The sequence below is a fragment of the Desulfoluna sp. HI9BLuna genome (genome assembly GCF_056829775.1).
Genome location: NZ_CP186555.1, coordinates 5,800,587 through 5,819,215, shown reverse-complemented (window position 1 = coordinate 5,819,215; position 18,629 = coordinate 5,800,587). Strand labels below are relative to the sequence as shown.

Below are 18,629 nucleotides of genomic sequence, written 5' to 3'. Positions count from 1 at the left end.
ACTCCTGAATACACGACACCCTTTCGGTAACGACGTCCGAATACAAAAATGCCCAGTACCGCTGGGATCATTTCCGGGGTGTGGGGATGCAGAAGGCAGGTCGTGCGGGCCGGGTTCCCCCCCGGTCCTTGAAGCCTTGTTCAGGTTGTAGCGGCATTCTCGGGATCATGCTGAACGTGAGCCCTTTTTCCTCTTTCCGAGATTTTACTCATTTCGAAAAAAAAGGCCCGCCCCATGGGCCGAAAATGCATCAGGGGTACAAAAAAATCCGGGAAAACCGGATTGGGTTCGGGGCAAGTATGACAAGAACTCATGTTACCCCGCTTTTTTTGGGCGGAATAATACATGAGATGGTCCCCTCTGGCAAACTCTTTTTGCGGGTCTTGAAAAAACTCTTCAGGCGGCACCGGCATACAAGATGTATCCACTCGCTTTCGTTGGACTACACGATATTGGCGCAAAACCCCTTCCTCACTCCGGCGGGGGCCTTCACCGGTGCCCGCCCCCCTGGAAAACGAGGGGACGGGCACTCACCGGGACCTACTCTTCTCGAACGATCCACTGCCTGGAGAACCAGTGATAGGCCCTGCGATCTCCTGCCGGGGCCGTCAGGTTGTATTTGTGACGGCCAGCGGGCAACGGCTTTTCAGCACGTACCTTGAAGATCTTGCCCGGCACCACCCACCGGACCTCCACCCGGCCCTGACCGGAAACAAAACAGCTCAACTCGTTCCAGATGATATCGCCCTCCCCCACAGACACCTCCAGCTCCGGTTGCCGATCCGTGGTTTCCGGGTCCCACGGGGACATGGAGACAATGGGAAGGGATTTGGTCCGGGCCTTGGTGCGGAACGACCGGATGGCCCCATACGCCTCGGACATGGGGAATCTGGGCACCGCCCTGAAGTCGGTGGTGGGCCCGGCCGCCCCGGAGTGCTGGCCAAAGGCAAGGAACCCCAGCTCGGCCATCAGGTCTGCCACCTTGCCATTGTACTCCCCGTAAGGATAGGCCAGCATCTTCGGGCACGGCCCCAGCTCCTTGTCCAGCCTCGCCTGGGCCTTGAGCACATCGGCCCTGATCCGGGCAAGCCACTGGGCCTCGGTCTCACCGTCGGCCCTGTCGATCATGTGGGGGTGGGACGCCGAGTGGTTTGCAAACTGCACCCCTTCCGCCTTGAGTTCACGCATCTGGTTCCAGGTCATGTAGTCCGAAAACCGCCTGTCCACGCCGTCGGTGGCAACAAACACGGTAAAGGGCCACCCCTTCTCCCTCAAAATGGGCCAGGCGTGTTCATACACGCTGGCATAGGCATCGTCCATGGTCAGGGCCACGGTCTTTTCCGCAAAGGTGTCGCCACGCTTCAGAGTAGCCACCACCTCATCCAGCGGGGCCACCCGGTAGCCGTTTTCCTCCAGATACGCCACGTGTTCCTTGAACTGCTCCATCCGAATGTTGGTGGACGGAAACCGCCCATCACCGAACCGGTGGTACATAAAAATCACGGCAGAGTCGGATCCGGCATGCGCCGGTGGCGCCCATCCGCAGAACATACCAACAACCAACAGGCCCATGAGGGCCTTCATCATACACCTTAAACCAATCAACCTCATTAATCAGACAACTCCATTTCCATGAAACCCCATTGATTCCATTCATGCCCCCCAGCGCTTTCCCAGGGCGGTATCCACCGCCGAGTATGAACAAAGCCCGACAAACGGCATGATCATCCCCTTGCAACTGCCAGCTGAAAAAGGCCCCCGGCGGACGTGCCGGGGGCCAATCTTTTAATCGGTCACTCTTCCGGCATCTTGATTGAAAACCCCGGTTCCTTTTTTGCTTCGTACATCTTCTTGTCCGCAGCCTTCACAAGGGAATTTACGTCCACGCTCTTCTCGGGCGTCGAAATGGCAACCCCCATGCTGCAGGTCACCCCCGAGCCCTTTGTGCGTTTACCAATCTCATCACACAGCCTCCCGCAGACCTTTTGGGTGTCTTCCAGGGTAATATCGGACAGAACGACGCAGAATTCATCGCCGCCGTACCTTGCCATCACCTCGGTCTCCCTGAGGGTCGCCCGCATGGCCTCGCCGACAGCCACAAGGATTTCATCCCCCCGGGTGTGCCCTTCGTCATCGTTCAGGGCCTTGAACCCGTCCAGATCAAAATAGACAAGAACCACAGAGTGATTGCGCCTCTGCCCCCGAAGCAGCTCTTTTTTCAACTCCGAATAGAAGGCGCGCTGGTTCAAGAGCCCGGTGAGCCCGTCATTTCGTGCCTGCTCCACCAAAAGCTTGGTGCGCTCGGCAATCACCTCTTCAAGGGAGGCTGTGTAGGCCTCCAGCTCGTCATTGCTTCGCTGCGCCTCGGTCATCAGGCTGAAAATATAGGTATCAAAAGCAAGGAGCAGGTCGAACATGATCAACTTGTCGATGGCCGCCTTGCTCCGTCTGCACACATCACACCTCTCCTCTGCCATGGTGTCCACAAGCCCGCACAACAACTCCTTCAGGACGAAAATGGCCGCCACGTAGTACTTCGGGGCCACCCCGATGCGCTTGTGGACAACACCAACCCGAAGCCGTGAGTGCACATAGTCTTCACTGTATTCCCCGTCAAACATGCTCAGGATATACTGCCGCTGATAGTTTCTGAGCCGGTGCAGGGTTTCGGCATCGCCTATGACACGGTCCATCTCATCAAAGGAGAGAATCCGCACATAAAATTCGTCGACAATATCATCAATGCCGGCCCGTACAATCCCCCGCATGGAGACCAGGGCCTCCCTGCACTCTTCATCAATATCCAGATACTCCTTGCGACGCACAATTTCATGGGGCGAAAACTTGAGCTGCTTAAGCAGTGTCAGGCTTGTTGTCTTCATAAAGACCCCCTTGGGGTTGGTCCTGCTGTCCAAAGATGGTGAACGGAATAAAGACGATGGAAGGTGTTGAACGGGAAAAAAGATGACTCCGGGGCGAGATGAAAGATGGTTTATGATCTCATAACCGGGACAAGGCGTCCAGCCCGGGTACAGATGCGAGAGGGGGCGACTGGCGCCCCCCGTTGGAAACGTTTTTTAAAGAACCTCAGGCCGCTCCGGCCATCATCAGGCCGACACGATCCCGTTTGTCGTTGTCCGAGACGTCGAAGACATCCACAATCCGGCCTTCAAACATCACCGCCACCCGGTCCGAAAGGGAAAACGCTTCGTTCAGGTCCCCTGTAACCAGGAGGATACCGGCGCTTTCCCTGGCGCTCACCAGGTGGGCCCAGATGGCCTTGGCCGTGGCGATGTCCAGGCCCTGGGTGGGCTGTTCCGCCACGATAAGGCCCGGATTCCTGAAAAACTCACGGCCCAAAACCAGTTTCTGGAGGTTTCCGCCGGAAAGATGACGGGCCTGGGACGAAAGGAGCCCGGGCAGGACGCTGTAGCGGTCCACCACATTTTTGGACTCGTTCTCCACCCGCTTTCGCCTCAGCCAGGGGCCCCGCCTGAAGCCTTTCCGGGTGGTGAGCAGAAAGTTGTCGGAGAGATTCAGGGAAGGACAGGTAGCCAGGCCGATACGGTCCTCGGGAATATAGCTCAGGGTCTCCCGGTTTTTCCGTTTGGAGAAAAAAGACTTCCAGGTGTGGCCGAGGATGGAGATCTCACCCCGCTCCGGCACCTGCAGGCCGCAGATGGTCTCCACCAGGGGTTTCTGCCCGTTTCCGGCCACGCCCACAATACCGAGGATCTCCCCGCGCCGAAGGGAAAGGGAAACACCCTTGAGCCCGTTTCCGGCCAGGTTGTTCACGTCCAGGACCACGTCCCCTTCTTCCACCTCGTCTTTCACCACCGAAAGAATGGTCTCCTTGCCCACCATCATGCGGGCCAGCTCGTCCTGGGACGCCACCTCGGCGATCTCTTTCTCCTCGATGACCTCCCCTTTCCTGAGGATGGCCACCTCGTCGGCCACACGCATCACCTCTCCGAGCTTGTGGCTGATAAAGACGATGGACTTTCCCTGCTCCGCCATAAGGGCCAGGGCCTTGAAGAGCTGGTCCCCTTCCTGGGGGGTGAGCACGGCCGTGGGTTCGTCAAAAATGAGGATCCGACTTTTTCTCAGGAGAAGCTTGAGGATCTCCACCCGCTGCTTCTCACCCATGGAGAGATCCGACACCCTGGCCGCCGGATCGATGTCCAGGCTGTGGGAGACGGCCAGCTCCTTCACCGTGGCCTCCATCTCCCGCGGCTTGAGCAGGCGGCCGCCTTCCTGGCCCAGAAAGACGTTCTCGGCAACGGTCATGGACTCCACCAGTTTGAAATGCTGGTAGACCATGCCGATGCCGGCGTCGATGGCGTCTTTTGCCGAGGCGAACCTGCGGGGCACACCGTCCACGACAATGCGCCCGGTATCCGGCTGAAGGCGCCCGGCCAGGATACTCATAAGGGTACTCTTGCCCGCCCCGTTCTCACCAAGGAGCGCTTTGACCGTGCCCTGGCGGATGGACAGGCAGATATCCCGGTTGGCGTGGACGGTCCCGAAGGATTTGCTGATCCCCTCCAAAGCGATGACAGTCTTGGCAGGCTGTGTCATTTTTTCTTATTCATCCCGGCTATGGGTTCCACGAAACGGGACTCGGAGTCCCAGGGGAAAAGAATCCAGGTATCCTGGCCCACTTCGGTGATGAAGGTGTCCACATGGGGCTTGCCCTCGGGCTTGGCATAGAGGGTGGCAAAGTGGGCGCCGGGCAGCATGTTCCTCACCACCTGGGCGGTCTTGCCGGTGTCCACAAGGTCGTCGATGATGAGCCAGCCCTCTCCGCTGTCCCGCAGGGGCTTGATGATGGTGGCCTGCCCCTGGTCTTTCCAGGTGTAACTGGAGATGCAGATGGTCTCCACGTAGTGGATATCCAGCTCCCGGGCGATGACCGCCGCAGGCACCAGGCCGCCACGGGTGACGGCGGCAATGCCTTTCCACTTGATGTCCATGTCGAGAAGGCGCCAGGCAAGGGCCTTGGCGTCACGGTGCAGCTGCTCCCAGGAGATGGGATAGCTTCTCTGGTATTGGGTCGAATCGCTCATGCTTCACTCCACATTTACGCATCGGTAATGGTTAACACTATGCAAAGTATATACAACTTCGGGGATGATGGTTACCCCGAAAATCAATCTGCAGGTTCTATGTTGACGCCCAGGGCCTGGGGCGTGGCAGAGCTGCCGCCCCTCCAGGATGAAAAGACCAGAACACTCAGGGTCAGGGCGTAGGGCAGCATCAACAGAAAAGACGAAGGGATGTGGGTCCCCGAGGCCTGGAGCCGGAACTGAAAGGCCATGACGCCCCCGAACAGGTACGCCCCGGCAACGGCGCGCAGCGGGTTCCAGAAGGCAAAAATCACAAGGGCCACGGCAATCCAGCCCCTGCCGGCGGTGAGATGGTTGGCCCACATGTGGGTGTAGGCAAGGGAGAGATACGCCCCGCCGAGCCCCATGAAAAAACCGCCGGCCATGACGCCCATCCACCGATAATTGACGGAGCTGATCCCCGCCGCCTGGGCAGCGTCCGGGTTTTCACCCGCCGACCGGAGCCGGAGCCCAGCCCGGGTATATCGGAAGAAGTACCACATGCCCGCGGGAATCAGATAGGAGACGTACACCAGGGGATCGTGCCGGAAAAAAACGGGGCCGATGATGGGCAGCTTGGAAAGAACCGGCAAATCCACCGGCCCGAACCCCGGGGCGTTCATCCCGATGAGGGGCGTGCCGAGGTAATTGGCCATGCCCACCCCGAGGATGGTCAGGGCAAGGCCGGAGACCACCTGGTTGCCGAGAAAACCGAGACAGACCAACCCGTGGATCGATCCCGCCAGAACGCCGGAGAGTCCGCCGGCAAGGAACCCGAGCCAGGGACTTCCCGTGGCAAGGGAGATGGAGAAACCCGCCAGGGCGCCCACGGCCATGATGCCCTCCACGCCGAGGTTCAGGACCCCTGATTTTTCACAGAAAATAGCCCCCAGGGTGGCAAACAGGATGGGGGTGCCGGACTGCACAGTGGCCGCCAGCAGCGGTATGAGGATATCCGGGGTCATGGGCGCTGCCTCCGTGCGAATCGGTAGTTGACGAAAAAAGTACCTGCCAGGATGGTCAACAGGATAAGCCCCTCCATGATCTCACCAAAGGCGGCCGGAACCTGAAGTTCCAGCTGAAGGTTCTCCACCCCCACCCGCAGCCCGGCCAGGAGAAACGAAGAGATACCTATATAAAAAGGATTGAGGCGCGCCAGCCAGGCCACCACAATGGCGGTGTACCCGTACCCCACCATGATGGTGGGCTGGAGCCTGTTGAGAGTGGCCGATGCCTCCACAAACCCGGCCCAACCGGCAAAGGCGCCGCTGAGAAGCATGGAGATGATCACCAGCCGTTCGTAGGGCAGCCGGGCATACCGGGCGGCACGCACGTTCTCCCCACTGGCTTTGAGTTCAAAGCCCATAAGGGTAAATCGGAAAAAAACGTAGATCACCAGCCCCGACAGCACGCAGATCAGAAGTCCCCAGTTGAGGTTGGTCTCACCGATCTTGCCGATAATGGCGCCGGCGGAAAACTCCTGGGTCATGGGAAAGCCGAAGCTGTCCGGGGACTTCCAGGGCCCATAGACCAGGTAGTCGAGAAAGAGGATGGCGATGTAGTTGAGCATCAGGGTCACAATGATCTCGTTGGCCTTTGCCTTGAGCTTCAGCACCGCAGGGATCACGCCCCAGAGCCCGCCGAAGAGAAAAGCGGCCGCCATCATGGCAGGGATCATCACCCAGGCGGAGTGACCGGGAAAGCTGATGGCCACCCAGGTGGCGCCGATGGCACCGAAGGCAAACTGGCCCTCGGCGCCGATGTTCCAGATCTGGAGCCGAAAGGCAATGGCCACCCCCAGGGAACAGAGGTAAATGGGGATGGCCTTAATCAGGCAATCCTCAATGGCGTAGGAGGATCCGAAGGCGCCCTGGAGCAGAAGCCCGAGCCCTTCCAGCGGTGAATTTCCCTGAAAAAGCAGCATGCCCGCGCTGATAACAAGGGACATGACCACCGCCCCGCAATAAATAAGGGCCGCTGTCCATCCCAGGGTTTCCGGGCGTTTTCTGATGGTTAAGTCAAACATCGTGGTATGGGATTCGTCTTTGTGGTGGATCAATAAAAGAATGGGGGGAACATCCGTTCCCCCCACAGCGTCAAGCACGGGCCGGTGGCTTCCCCGATCCGGGGATGAGCCGCTTATTAGGGTGTTACTTGGTGGTACCCACCACGCCCTTCACAAACCAATCCATGCCGAGGAGCTCACCATCGGCGGGCACAGCGCCCTCTGCAATGCGGACCGTACCGGCCTGATCCTTCACAGGACCGGAGAAGACCACGTAACCGCCCTTCTTGATCTCATCACGACGGGCAAGGACCCTGGCCTGCACGTCGGCGGGCACAAGATCGCTCATGGGGCTCAGATCCACCACGCCCTCGGCCAGGCCGTTCCAGGTGGAGCCGCTCTTCCAGGAGCCGTCCTTGACGCTCTTGAGCACCTCCATATAAAAAGGCGTCCAGTTCCAGATGGGGGCCACAAGGTGAGACTTGGGGGCAAAGGAGCTCATGTCGGTGTTGTACCCGATGGAGTAGACACCGCGCTCCTGGGCAGCTTCCTGGGGACCGGGGGAATCCTGGTGCTGGGCGATGACATCGGCCCCCACGTCCAGGAGGCTCTTGGCACCCTCTTTTTCTTTGGCGGGGTCATACCAGGTCTTGGTCCAGACCACGCGCACCTCGGCATCGGGGTTCACGGCCTGGACACCCAGGGTAAAGGCGTTGATGCCGCGGATCACCTCGGGGATGGGGAAGGCAGCCACATACCCGAGCACGTTGCTCTTGGTCATGGAACCGGCCACCATGCCGGAAAGGTATCGGGCCTGGTACATACGACCGAAGTAGTTGCCCATGTTCTCGGAGGTCTTGTAACCGGAACAGTGCATGAACACTGTCTTGGGAAAGCGCTTGGAGACCTTGAGCATGGGATCCATGTAGCCGAAGCTGGTGCCGAAAATCAGATCGTATTTTTTGCGGGCCATGTTGAGAAAGACGCGCTCGGAGTCGGCCCCTTCATTGACCGCTTCCAGGTACTTGACTTCTACATCGGGCAGGGCTTCAATGGCCTGTCGGGCCACATCATGGGCATAGGACCACCCGGCATCTCCCACGGGTGATACGTAGACAAAACCAACCTTCATTTTCTTTTCTGCCGCCTGTGTCGTCCCCACTGCCATAAGCAATGCGAGCACCAGCAGAACCAGACCTTTACGCATGTACATCCTCCACGTGTGTAGTTTGGTGCAATCATAAATGAACTGTGACGCACTCGAAATATATGAAAGTCCTGCATTCAGCAAGACCAAAGCCGCCTGAATCCGTAGAAAAGAGAGAATCCTTGCATTTCCCGTATGAAAATGGTTATTCTGTCCGTCGCGTCAAAATCCCAAGCCCCCGGGCATTCTTCCCGGGGCAGCAAAGACACCTGCGCACCTGCTGTACCCATGCCATGACAGGCACACGAGATATCCTTTTTTCCGGGCCTTGCAGCTTTCGGCCCAGACATTGCCCGTGACGCATGCGTCACCCAAGGTACCGGAACCACGATATGTATTACAAAAACATGTGAAATAAAATAAAAATGTCCACTCAAGAAAAAAACAGGCAATACATTGCTGTAAAAGGAAATATCCTTCACTTTACGGAAGACCCCAGGAGCATAGGAAAAAAGGCCTGGCACCACCACCCGGACGGCCTCCTCCTTATCAAAGACGGTACCGTGCTGTACGCCGGGGACCGAAGCGGCGCTCCCATGCCCCACGACGCCGAGCCCACCTGGTACGATTATTCAGGCAAGCTGATCATGCCGGGCTTTGTCGACACCCATATCCACCCCCCGCAGCTCTCGGTCATCGCCTCCAACAGCATTGAGCTCCTGGACTGGCTCGACACCTACACCTTTCCCGAGGAGCAGCGCTTCGCCGATGAAAAGGTCTGTCAAAAAGGAGCGACCCGGTTCTTTGACGAGACCCTGAAAAACGGCACCACCACGGCCCTTGCCATGGCCACGGTCCACGCCGGGTCCGCCGAGGCCCTTTTTCAGGAGGCGCAAAAGCGCAGGCTTCGATTCATCACCGGCAAGACCCTCATGGATCGCAACGCCCCGGATGCCCTCACCGACACCCCGGAGTCCGCCTACGACGAAAGCCGTGACCTCATCGACCGCTGGCACGGCAACGGGCGCCTGGGCTATGCCGTGACCCCGCGCTTTGCCGTCACCTCCACCCGTGAGCAGCTGGAAGCCGCCGGAGAGCTCATGAGCCAGGCCGACGGCCTGATCATGCACACCCACCTCTCGGAAAACCACGAGGAGATCCGTACGGTGCGGGAGCTCTTCCCGGAAGCTGCAAACTACCTGGACGTCTACGACCGGTTCCGACTCGTGGGCAAGGGGTCGGTGTTTGCCCACGCCATCCACCTGGGCGAAGAGGAGTATGAACACCTGACCCAGAGCGGCGCCTCGGTGTCCTTCTGCCCCTCCTCCAACCTGTTCCTGGGCAGCGGCCTCTTCCGCATGGACAACGCCGAGAGGCACCGCATCCCCGTGGGACTGGGAAGCGACGTGGGCGGCGGCACCTCCTTTTCTCCGTTCCACACCATGGCCGAAGGGTTCAAGGTGTGCCAGCTCTGCCGCACCCCCTTATCGGCCACCACCGCCTTTTACCTTGCCACCCTGGGAGGGGCCCGTACCCTGGGCCTGGAAAACGCCGTCGGCACCTTCCGGCAAGGGGCCGAGGCCGACTTTGTAATCATCGACCCCGAGGCCACACCCCTTTCGGCGCGTCGTACCCAGCGGGCGGAGAGCCTTGAAGAGCTCCTCTTCGTGCTGATGATCCTGGGGGACGACCGCTTTGTGGCCGCCACCCACATCCTGGGGGAACCGGCCTACACCCGACCCTAAGAACTCTGTTTCAAGCCGAAGCGCGACAAAAAAGCGGGCGCCGCACCCATGGTGCTGCGCCCGCTTTGAGCATGCCCGAAGCATCGGCAAACCGGACACATCCGGTCCGCCGTCAAACCACCGTCTAAATCCCCATATTCGAAAAAAAGGTACACAGGGCGTTGACCGCCGACACCAGCCTGGGGTGCGAGGCCTCCAGCCCCTCAACCGAGGCCATGAGCCCCTCGGATGAAATGGAGACCAGCTTGGGATCGGGACTCTTCCGCACCACCTCATGGGTGGTGAGCCCGGTGAATCCGGCGATACTCTCAGCCTCCTCCCGGTTGCTCTCCGCAAGGATCTTTACCTCGCCCTTGAGTGTCTCCAAGAGCTTCTGGAGCTCCTCTCGCCTGACCGGATCCATCTGATCCGCAGACTCAAGGAGAGCCTCAATACGCTTCATGGTGCTTTCAATCATGGTGTGCCTCCTTGTCGGGCACGTCCCCCGGACACGCCACAGCAACCGGCCGTCATGGCCTTATTGGCCGTTGACCGTGAAGTATCCGGTTTGGCCCGCCCATCAATCGGATACGTACGAAGAGTGATCCTCGACATACCCGGTGATCACTTTAAGATCCATGGACTCCAGGACCTGGACCGCCTTGGCCTTGTCCCGCCCGTGCACACGGATCACCAGCTGATAGACCCCCTCGAGCCCTTTCTCCGGCCAGGTGATCAGGCTCGCAATATTGATGTTCTCATCACGCAGCCGACTGGTGATGTCGGCGATCATGCCCAGGCGGTTCCTCACCAGCACGATGAGCCGCTCGTTCTCTTCCCCCAGCCCGATGGCGTCCATGAGCACCCCCATGACATCCGTCTTGGTGACGATTCCCACGGGACGCCCCTCCTTCATCACGGGCAGCGAACTGATTTCGTTTTCACGAATCACAAGGGCGGCGTCTTCCACCGGGGTCCCCGGTGTCACGGTGATCACGTTTTTCACCATGATCATCCCCACCGTCACCTGGTCCAGGAGGTAATTGAGTTCATGGGTGCTGAAGGTGGTTGCCGGCGAGGCCAGGTTGGCCTTAACGTCCCTGTCCGACAGGATCCCTTTGAGATTGCCCGCATCATCAAGAACGACCAGGTGCTCGATATGATGTTCCTTAAGCAGGTCCATCGCCTGTTTGATGGTGGTTTCAGGCTTAACCGTAATCAGGTTGGTGTGCATGATTCTGCCAACGTACATAATAACTGCTCCCTCGTGATAAAGAATGGATTTTCAAGGAAACACGCCCGCGCCATTCCTAAAAGGCGCGCATCCTCTCCAAGCCTGCCATTGCTGATCTACACATCAATATAAGTAATACAAATCTTATTTTTAATCTACTAAAACCAAACAAATCGAGTCAACAGACCGTCATCATGGAAAAATACGGACAACGCCACCTGCATCCCCCGAGAGCATTGACAACAGGTTCCCGAGGCCATCCGTTTCACGGATGATAGGGAATCATAATTCCCGTTTTTTCAAGCCTATGCCATGCCCATGGACCTGTCAAGTAAAACTCTGTAAATACAAAAGAAACCACCTGAAATACTTAAGGATATTCTCACCAAAAACCCCAATGTTTCACGTAATTGCAATTGACTTTTACGCAAAGGTTATATTATGAAAAAAGATTACTGACTCGTCCCCACACATCTTGACTTACCAAGAAAATACAAGGGTGCACGATTTGGTGTTGTTTTGCAAATTTAATTCGGTTTTTCACTCAATTCCAATCAAAAGGGAGACTCATGAAACGGTTTCGTATTTCTTTAACCGCTACGGTATTGTCGGTATTGTTCGCGCTGTGTCTCACAGCTGGCCAGGTGTTTGCGGCTGACACCATCAAGCTCGGAGTCGCAGGCGCTCACAGTGGGGACCTCGCCTCCTACGGTCTTCCCACAGTCAACGCCGCCCGCTTTGTTGTCGCCGATATCAACGCCGCCGGCGGCGTCCTCGGAAAGCAGGTTGAGCTGATCACCGAAGACGACGTCTGCAAGCCCGAAGTGGCCGCAAGTACCGCCACCAAACTCGTCACCAGCAACGTGGATATCGTCCTCGGCCACATCTGCAGCGGCGCCACCAAGGCAGCCCTGGGCATCTACAACGGTGCCGGTCTTGTCTGCATCTCCCCGTCCGCCACCGCTCCGGACCTCACCGTAAGCGGCGACTACCCCAACTTCTTCCGCACCATCGCCCACGACAAAGTCCAGGCCGAGCTCCAGGTTAAATTCGTCATCGAAACCCTGGGCGCCAAAAAAATCGCCATCCTCCACGACAAGGGCGACTACGGCAAAGGCGCGGCCCTGCTGGCCAAAGAATTTGTGGAGGCCAGCCCCAAGGCCGAGGTGGTTCTCTTTGAAGGCGTCACCTCCGGGTCCGTCAGCTTCGGCCCCATTGTCCAGAAGGTGAAGCGCTCACGCGCCGATGTTGTCATCTGGGGCGGCTACCACTCCGACGCCTCCAAGATCATCCGCCAGATGAACAAAAAGAAGGTTAAATCCCTGTTCGTGGGCGCCGACGGCCTCAAGGACGAGACCTTCATCAAGGTGGCCGGTAAAGATGCCGAAGGCGTCTACGTCTCCGGCCCCATGGACTACTCCAAGAACCCCCTTGCCATCAAAGCCAAGGAGCAGCACCTGAAGGCCTTCGGCGAAGACCCCGGTGCCTTCTACCTGGAAGCCTACGCCGCTACCCTGGCCATCCTCAATGCCGTTGAAAAAGCCGGTTCCACGGACTACGACGCCATCGTCAAGGCCCTGAGGACCGAAGATGTGGACACCCCCCTGGGCAAGATCCGTTTCGACGAAAAGGGCGACCCCATCGGCGTGGGCTTCACCATGTACCGGGTTCAGGGCGGCAAATTTGTCGAGCTGAACTAAGACCGGCCCCTAATGCCTGACCGCAACATCAAACAGGGGCGGGCCCGTAAAGGGACCGCCCCAAAGCAGGACCGGCCACGTTAGGGCCGTTGGAGACGGACATATGGATCTGGAGTATTTTCTGGAACTCTTTCTGGGAGGCCTGGTGAAGGGCAGTATCTACGCCCTCATCGCCCTGGGGTACACCATGGTGTACGGCATCATCGAATTGATCAACTTTGCCCACGGCGAAATCTACATGCTGGGGGCCTACACCGCCCTTATCGTCGCCAGCGTCCTGACGGTCCTGGGCTTTCCGCACCTGGCCATCGTTATCATGGCGGGGCTGGCGGCCATCATCTGGGCCTCCGCCTACGGCTTCACCGTGGAAAAGGTGGCGTACAAGCCCCTGAGGAAAGCCCCGAGGCTCTCCCCCCTCATCAGCGCCATCGGTATGTCCATCTTTCTCCAGAACTACGTGCTTCTGGCCCAGACCGACAAGTTTCTCCCCTTTCCCGAACTGATTCCTGAATTCGACTTCTGGGAACCCTACTCCCATATCATCGGCTCCCCCTCCCTTGTGATCCTCATCTCCACCGTCGTGATCATGATACTTCTGACCTACATCATCAAATACACCACCATGGGCAAGGCCATGAGGGCCACGGCCCAGGACCGCACCATGGCCATGCTGGTGGGTATCTCCGTGAACAAGGTGATCTCCTTTACCTTTGTTATCGGCTCCAGCCTGGCCGCCATCGGCGGTGTGCTGGTGGCCTCCCAGATGGGACAGATCAACTTTTACATCGGTTTCATGGCGGGCATCAAAGCCTTCACCGCAGCCGTCCTCGGAGGCATCGGCAGCATCCCCGGAGCCGTGCTCGGGGGGCTTGTCCTCGGCATGACCGAGAGCCTGGCCACCGGCTACATCTCCAGCGATTATGAAGATGTCTTCGCCTTTGCCCTGCTGGTCCTGATTCTCATCTTCAGGCCTGCCGGTCTCCTCGGGCGCAACACCACCCAGAAGGTTTGATCGGGTGCGGCCCGCCCCCGGTCGGGCCGTCCTTCGGAACCGCAACCATGGATACAGGACCCAGGATGTTCAAGTTATCTGAAATAAAAAAATCGTTTGTCGTCGCCCTCTGGTTTATCTTTCTCACCTTTCCCATCATGGTGATCAAGGTAAACACCATTGAAAACGCCATCACCTGGCGATGGCGCAACATGTTCATGATCGGCATCGGGAGCTTTGTGGTCTCCCTGATCTGGCGCTACCTCCAGGAGAGCCAGGCCGCCGGTAAAAGCCCCCTCTCCCTGCTCACCGGCAACCGCCTTGCAAAGCGCATGGCAAAGGCCCCCCTCTCGGACCGCCCCACCAAAGACGGGGTTATCCGGGAGTCCAACCCCATGATCCAACGCACCTTCTACGGACTCCTGGTGGTGGCGGCCCTCCTATTTCCCTTTGTGAACCAGTACCAGACCACCATCCTTACCACGGCCCTCATGTACGTGATCCTGGGCCTCGGCCTCAACATCGCCGTGGGCCTGGCTGGGCTCCTTCACCTGGGGTACGTGGCCTTTTACGCGGTGGGAGCCTACACCTACGCCCTTTTGAACATGCACTTCGGCATCGGCTTCTGGGCCGCCCTTCCCCTGGGCGGGATCCTGGCCACCGTCTTCGGCATCGCCCTGGGCATCCCGGTGCTGCGCCTGCGGGGAGACTACCTGGCCATCGTCACCCTGGGCTTCGGGGAGATGACCCGCATCACCCTTGAAAACTGGGACGCCCTCACCCACGGCCCCAGTGGCATCGCCCAGATCCCCAAACCCGGCCTTTTGGGCATGGAGCTCACCACCCAGCAGGGCATCATGTATGTCTATTACCTGGCCGTGGGCCTGGCCGCCCTGACGGTCTTTGCCACCTACAGGCTCCAGAACTCCCGCATCGGTAGGGCGCTCATGGCCATGCGCGAAGACGAGATCGCCTCCCAGGCCATGGGCATCAACATCACCCGCACCAAGCTCACCGCCTTTGCCTTAAGCGCCTTTTTCGCGGGAATGGCCGGGGTTCTGTTTGCCGCCAAGACAGGCTTCATCAACCCCCAGAGCTTCACCTTCATGGAGTCTGCCATCATCCTGTCCATCGTGGTCCTGGGGGGCATGGGGTCCATTCTGGGTGTCATCATCGGCGCCCTGATCCTCATCCTCCTGCCCGAGTACCTGCGGGAGGTGGGCAACTACCGCATGCTGCTCTTCGGCGCCAGCATGGTGGTGATGATGATCTTCCGCCCCCAGGGAATCATCGCCAACGTACGCAAGATTTACAAGATCGACAGGGGAGGACGGAACTAGCATGGCCACCGAAAAAATACTGGACGTCAAACAGCTCACCATGGACTTTGGAGGCCTCCGCGCCCTGAACCATGTGGACCTGACCATCGAAAAAGGCGAAATCGTCGCCCTCATCGGCCCCAACGGAGCAGGAAAAACCACCTTCTTCAACTGCGTGACGGGCATCTACACACCCACCGGCGGAGACGTGTTCCTGGGGGACGGCACCCGTCACCCCACCCGCATCAACGGCATCAAGCCCAACCGCATTGCCGCCCTCGGCATGACCCGGACCTTCCAGAACATCCGCCTCTTCCAGAACATGACGGTGCTGGAAAACGTCATGATCGGACGGCATATCCGGACCCGGTCCGGCATCTTCAACGCCCTGACCCGGACCCCTTCGGCCCGCCGGGAAGAGAAACAGATCACCGACGACGCCTACGGGCTCCTTGAAAAGGTGGACCTGGCGGATTGGGCCGATGAGTTTGCCAAAAACCTGCCCTACGGAGCCCAGCGGCGCCTGGAGATTGCCCGGGCCATGGCCACGGACCCCGTCCTTCTGCTCCTGGACGAGCCCGCCGCCGGCATGAACCCCCAGGAGACCCAGGAGCTCGACACCCTGATCCGAAAAATCCGGGATGAAGAAGAGATCACCATCCTCCTCATCGAGCACGACATGAAGCTGGTCATGAACCTCTCCGAACGCATCTACGTCATGGACTACGGAAGCAGGATCGCCACCGGCACCCCCATGGAGATCAAGAACAACCCCGCCGTTATCAAGGCATATCTCGGAGAAGAGGTGGTCGATGCTTAAGATCTGCAACATCAACACGTTTTACGGAAACATCCAGGCCTTGAAGGACCTCTCCATCGAGATCAACGAGGGAGAAATCATCACCCTCATCGGTGCCAACGGGGCCGGCAAGACCACCACCCTCATGTCCATCTCCGGTGTGGTGCCCCCCCGATCCGGGGAGATTACCTTTGACGGGGTCCCCATCCACGCCATGAGCCCGGAAAAAATCGTCAAGATGGGCCTCTGCCAGGTCCCCGAAGGGCGACGCATCTTCCCCCAGCTGAGCATCCTGGAAAACCTCGACATGGGCGCTTATCTCCGGGAGGACAAAACCGGGGTCCGGCAGGACCTTGAGTACGTCATGGACCTCTTCCCCATCCTCAAGGAGCGGCGCCACCAGGCAGGCGGCACCCTTTCGGGGGGCGAACAGCAGATGCTGGCCATCTCACGGGCCCTCATGGCCCGGCCGCGCCTCCTGCTGCTGGACGAGCCTTCCCTGGGCCTGGCCCCCCTGATCATCCGCCAGATCTTTGACATCATCACCCGCATCAACAAAGAGAGCGGCACCACCATCTTCCTTGTGGAGCAGAACGCCAACCTGGCCCTGAAATCGGCCCACCGCGGTTATGTCATGGAAAACGGCGCCGTGACCCTCTCGGACACCGCCGAAAACCTCCTGGCCAATGAAGAGGTAAAAAAGGCGTACCTCGGCATCTGATACGCCGTCACCCACCTTTAAAAAATACGAAGGGGCGTCTCCACCGTGCTCGCCGGTGGAAACGCCCCTTTGGTTTGTTCTTCCATACCTCTCCTCCGCTACTGGATGGACACCACCTCTTTCACTGCGATGACATGATCGATCTGGGCCCTGGAGGCCTCATTGAGGGCCAGGAACCGCACCTTGCACAGGCGCTTGCTTGATTTTCCAGGCCCCCGCTCATCCAAAGGGGTATCCGAAATCACTTTAAAAGGAAGGTTGTCCGCCAGGAACCCGCGACCCGTCACCACGATTTCCGCGCTTGAGAGGAGCCCCTGCTCCAGGGGCGGTTCGCCGAAATAAAAAAAGCTCATGGATTCATGACTGATGGAGAGCACCTGACAAATCTGAGGTGCCTTTTCAGGAATCACCGCGTACACGCCGTCGGAAAGCCAGGCCAGACCGCGGGGCGCCCTTTTGTCACACAGCTCACCCTGAAGTGCTTTTTCAGCTTTCTGACGCATGAGGCATCGATGGCACATGGTGACATCCAGACGACGTTCCTTTTGCTCCAACATAATAGACCTCCATGATCTGTACATTACTGATTTCAGGTGAGATGAGGCGAAGATCGCTGAAGTGTCAAACCCGGCCGATCCGCTGAGGAGGTTGCAAAAATCACTGTTGACAGGAGTCTTCGGGTATCAGAGGATGGGATTTTCCGAACAGACTGCGTTCTTTGCCGTAACGTGTGTTTACTTCGACGTGGGGTCCATAATATTTTGGAGGTGATGCTTTGTCTATAGATACACCTTATCATTTTCATAGGCATTCCCCCCGAAGGAACGTTGCGTCATACAAATTCCCGGGACAATCCCACGTACCTGCCCCTTTTTTATCCAGGAGAAACCCCCAGGGTTTCTGTTTCCATGTGGGAACAATCAGGAAAAAGCCCCGGAAAAAGCGATATGGGCCGCAACCTGACTCCATTGCCCGGATTCAGGCCCCGAGCACCCCTGACGCCAACCCATGAAAGGGCCCCTGCCAATGCGTATCGTTTCCGACAACTTTCAGCTTATCAACCCGATGCTCCAGGATGCTGTGGCCCGAAAAGACACCTCGGCCATGGAAGCCGTCATCCATGGGCTCCTGTCCACCGGGGCCCACGCCATCGACCTGAACATCGGCCCCCTGGCCAGGCGCAACCCCGCGGTGGTCCCCTACCTCATCGATGTGGTGCGGGGCATCACGCCGTTGCCCCTGTTCATCGACTCCCCCCATGAGGAGCCCGCGCGCCAGGCCCTGGAAACGGGCCACCCGGACATCCACATCAACGGATTTTCCCTCCAGCCCCACCGCCTGGCCGCGTTTCTCCCCCTGATGGCCCGGCATGAACAGGCCCGTTTTGTGGGATACCTGCTCACGGAAACCGGGGCGGTCCCCACAGAACCCGATGGACGGCTCCATGTGGCAGCCCACCTCTTCACGGCCGTTGCCGAGGCAGGCACAGACCTCCTGGACCGGCTCATCGTGGACCCGGTGGTGGTGCCCCTGCTCTGGGATGAGGGCGCGTTCCAGGCCCTGGAGGTAATCCGCACCCTGCGAGCCCTGGAGGAACTTGCCGGACGGCCCGTCCAAAGCATGGCCGGGCTCTCCAACCTCACCAGCGGCAAGGTCCCCGAGGACAAGCGCAAAACCATGGAGCACACCTACATCCCCCTTCTGGCCGAAGCCGGACTGGATTACATCCTCATGAACACCAACCGGAAGGAGAGCGTCCGTGCGGTCCACGCCGCCAACCTCCTCACCGGCGGTCTCCCCTTCTCCTGGGAAGCCCTGAAATAAAAAAACGCCGTGGAGCCTTTCTCCACGGCGTTTTTTATGTGTGTCAAACAGTCTTGCCCT

17 protein-coding genes are annotated in these 18,629 nt (G+C 58.7%); 7 read left to right on the top strand and 10 right to left on the bottom strand.

Annotated features, from left to right (window positions below; translation table 11 throughout):
- Window positions 1-540: 540 nt before the first annotated feature.
- From ACOYW0_RS23665 to ACOYW0_RS23635, 7 genes are all read right to left on the bottom strand, one after another.
- Complete coding sequence (locus ACOYW0_RS23665; RefSeq protein ID WP_482416192.1) at window positions 541-1,587, bottom strand: polysaccharide deacetylase family protein; 1,047 nt, start codon at window positions 1,585-1,587, stop codon at window positions 541-543.
- 206 nt (window positions 1,588-1,793) lie between these two features.
- The gene (locus ACOYW0_RS23660; RefSeq protein ID WP_482416191.1) at window positions 1,794-2,882 is read right to left on the bottom strand and encodes a diguanylate cyclase domain-containing protein; all 1,089 of its coding nucleotides are present in this window, start codon (window positions 2,880-2,882) and stop codon (window positions 1,794-1,796) included.
- 205 nt (window positions 2,883-3,087) lie between these two features.
- The gene (locus ACOYW0_RS23655) at window positions 3,088-4,578 is read right to left on the bottom strand and encodes an ABC transporter ATP-binding protein (protein WP_482416190.1); all 1,491 of its coding nucleotides are present in this window, start codon (window positions 4,576-4,578) and stop codon (window positions 3,088-3,090) included.
- The gene (gene gpt / locus ACOYW0_RS23650; RefSeq protein WP_482416189.1) at window positions 4,575-5,066 is read right to left on the bottom strand and encodes a xanthine phosphoribosyltransferase; all 492 of its coding nucleotides are present in this window, start codon (window positions 5,064-5,066) and stop codon (window positions 4,575-4,577) included. Before gpt ends, ACOYW0_RS23655 begins: the two co-directional genes overlap by 4 nt.
- A gap of 83 nt (window positions 5,067-5,149) precedes the next feature.
- A complete protein-coding gene (locus ACOYW0_RS23645) occupies window positions 5,150-6,070 on the bottom strand; it encodes an ABC transporter permease (protein WP_482416188.1) in 921 nt (306 codons plus the stop codon).
- On the bottom strand, window positions 6,067-7,209 hold the full coding sequence (locus ACOYW0_RS23640; RefSeq protein WP_482416187.1) for an ABC transporter permease: 1,143 nt from the start codon (window positions 7,207-7,209) through the stop codon (window positions 6,067-6,069). Before ACOYW0_RS23640 ends, ACOYW0_RS23645 begins: the two co-directional genes overlap by 4 nt.
- Window positions 7,210-7,255: 46 nt before the next feature.
- On the bottom strand, window positions 7,256-8,317 hold the full coding sequence (locus tag ACOYW0_RS23635) for a BMP family ABC transporter substrate-binding protein (RefSeq protein WP_482416186.1): 1,062 nt from the start codon (window positions 8,315-8,317) through the stop codon (window positions 7,256-7,258).
- A gap of 365 nt (window positions 8,318-8,682) precedes the next feature.
- Here ACOYW0_RS23635 and guaD point away from each other — a divergent pair, with 365 nt between their 5' ends.
- Window positions 8,683-10,002: a guanine deaminase gene (guaD, locus tag ACOYW0_RS23630; protein WP_482416185.1), complete on the top strand. Its 1,320-nt coding sequence runs from the start codon at window positions 8,683-8,685 to the stop codon at window positions 10,000-10,002.
- A 124-nt stretch (window positions 10,003-10,126) separates the two neighbouring features.
- Here guaD and ACOYW0_RS23625 read toward each other — a convergent pair whose 3' ends face one another.
- Window positions 10,127-10,459, bottom strand: coding sequence for a hypothetical protein (locus tag ACOYW0_RS23625; protein WP_482416184.1), 333 nt, complete (start codon window positions 10,457-10,459; stop codon window positions 10,127-10,129).
- Between the two features lie 102 nt (window positions 10,460-10,561).
- A complete protein-coding gene (locus ACOYW0_RS23620; RefSeq protein WP_482416183.1) occupies window positions 10,562-11,233 on the bottom strand; it encodes a CBS and ACT domain-containing protein in 672 nt (223 codons plus the stop codon).
- 626 nt (window positions 11,234-11,859) lie between these two features.
- Here ACOYW0_RS23620 and ACOYW0_RS23615 point away from each other — a divergent pair.
- The 5 genes from ACOYW0_RS23615 to ACOYW0_RS23595 all read left to right on the top strand — a co-directional run bounded on the left by ACOYW0_RS23615 (window position 11,860) and on the right by ACOYW0_RS23595 (window position 16,745).
- Window positions 11,860-12,915 (top strand): branched-chain amino acid ABC transporter substrate-binding protein, encoded by a 1,056-nt coding sequence (locus ACOYW0_RS23615; protein ID WP_482416182.1) that lies wholly within the window; start codon window positions 11,860-11,862, stop codon window positions 12,913-12,915.
- 103 nt (window positions 12,916-13,018) lie between these two features.
- Window positions 13,019-13,927 carry a branched-chain amino acid ABC transporter permease gene (locus tag ACOYW0_RS23610; protein ID WP_482416181.1) on the top strand — a complete coding sequence of 303 codons (909 nt, stop codon included), beginning with the start codon at window positions 13,019-13,021 and terminating at the stop codon, window positions 13,925-13,927.
- Window positions 13,928-13,992: 65 nt separating this feature from the next.
- On the top strand, window positions 13,993-15,246 hold the full coding sequence (locus ACOYW0_RS23605) for an ABC transporter permease subunit (RefSeq protein WP_482416180.1): 1,254 nt from the start codon (window positions 13,993-13,995) through the stop codon (window positions 15,244-15,246).
- 1 nt (window position 15,247) lies between these two features.
- Window positions 15,248-16,045 carry an ABC transporter ATP-binding protein gene (locus ACOYW0_RS23600; RefSeq protein ID WP_482416179.1) on the top strand — a complete coding sequence of 266 codons (798 nt, stop codon included), beginning with the start codon at window positions 15,248-15,250 and terminating at the stop codon, window positions 16,043-16,045.
- On the top strand, window positions 16,038-16,745 hold the full coding sequence (locus tag ACOYW0_RS23595) for an ABC transporter ATP-binding protein (protein ID WP_482416178.1): 708 nt from the start codon (window positions 16,038-16,040) through the stop codon (window positions 16,743-16,745). The genes ACOYW0_RS23600 and ACOYW0_RS23595 overlap by 8 nt, the downstream gene beginning before the upstream one ends.
- 98 nt (window positions 16,746-16,843) lie before the next feature.
- On the opposite strand, the gene ACOYW0_RS23590 is transcribed toward ACOYW0_RS23595, so the two are convergent.
- On the bottom strand, window positions 16,844-17,302 hold the full coding sequence (locus ACOYW0_RS23590; protein ID WP_482416177.1) for a hypothetical protein: 459 nt from the start codon (window positions 17,300-17,302) through the stop codon (window positions 16,844-16,846).
- A gap of 469 nt (window positions 17,303-17,771) precedes the next feature.
- On the opposite strand from ACOYW0_RS23590, the gene ACOYW0_RS23585 reads away from it, so the two are divergent.
- The gene (locus ACOYW0_RS23585) at window positions 17,772-18,569 is read left to right on the top strand and encodes a pterin-binding domain-containing protein (protein ID WP_482416176.1); all 798 of its coding nucleotides are present in this window, start codon (window positions 17,772-17,774) and stop codon (window positions 18,567-18,569) included.
- Window positions 18,570-18,629: the final 60 nt, after the last annotated feature.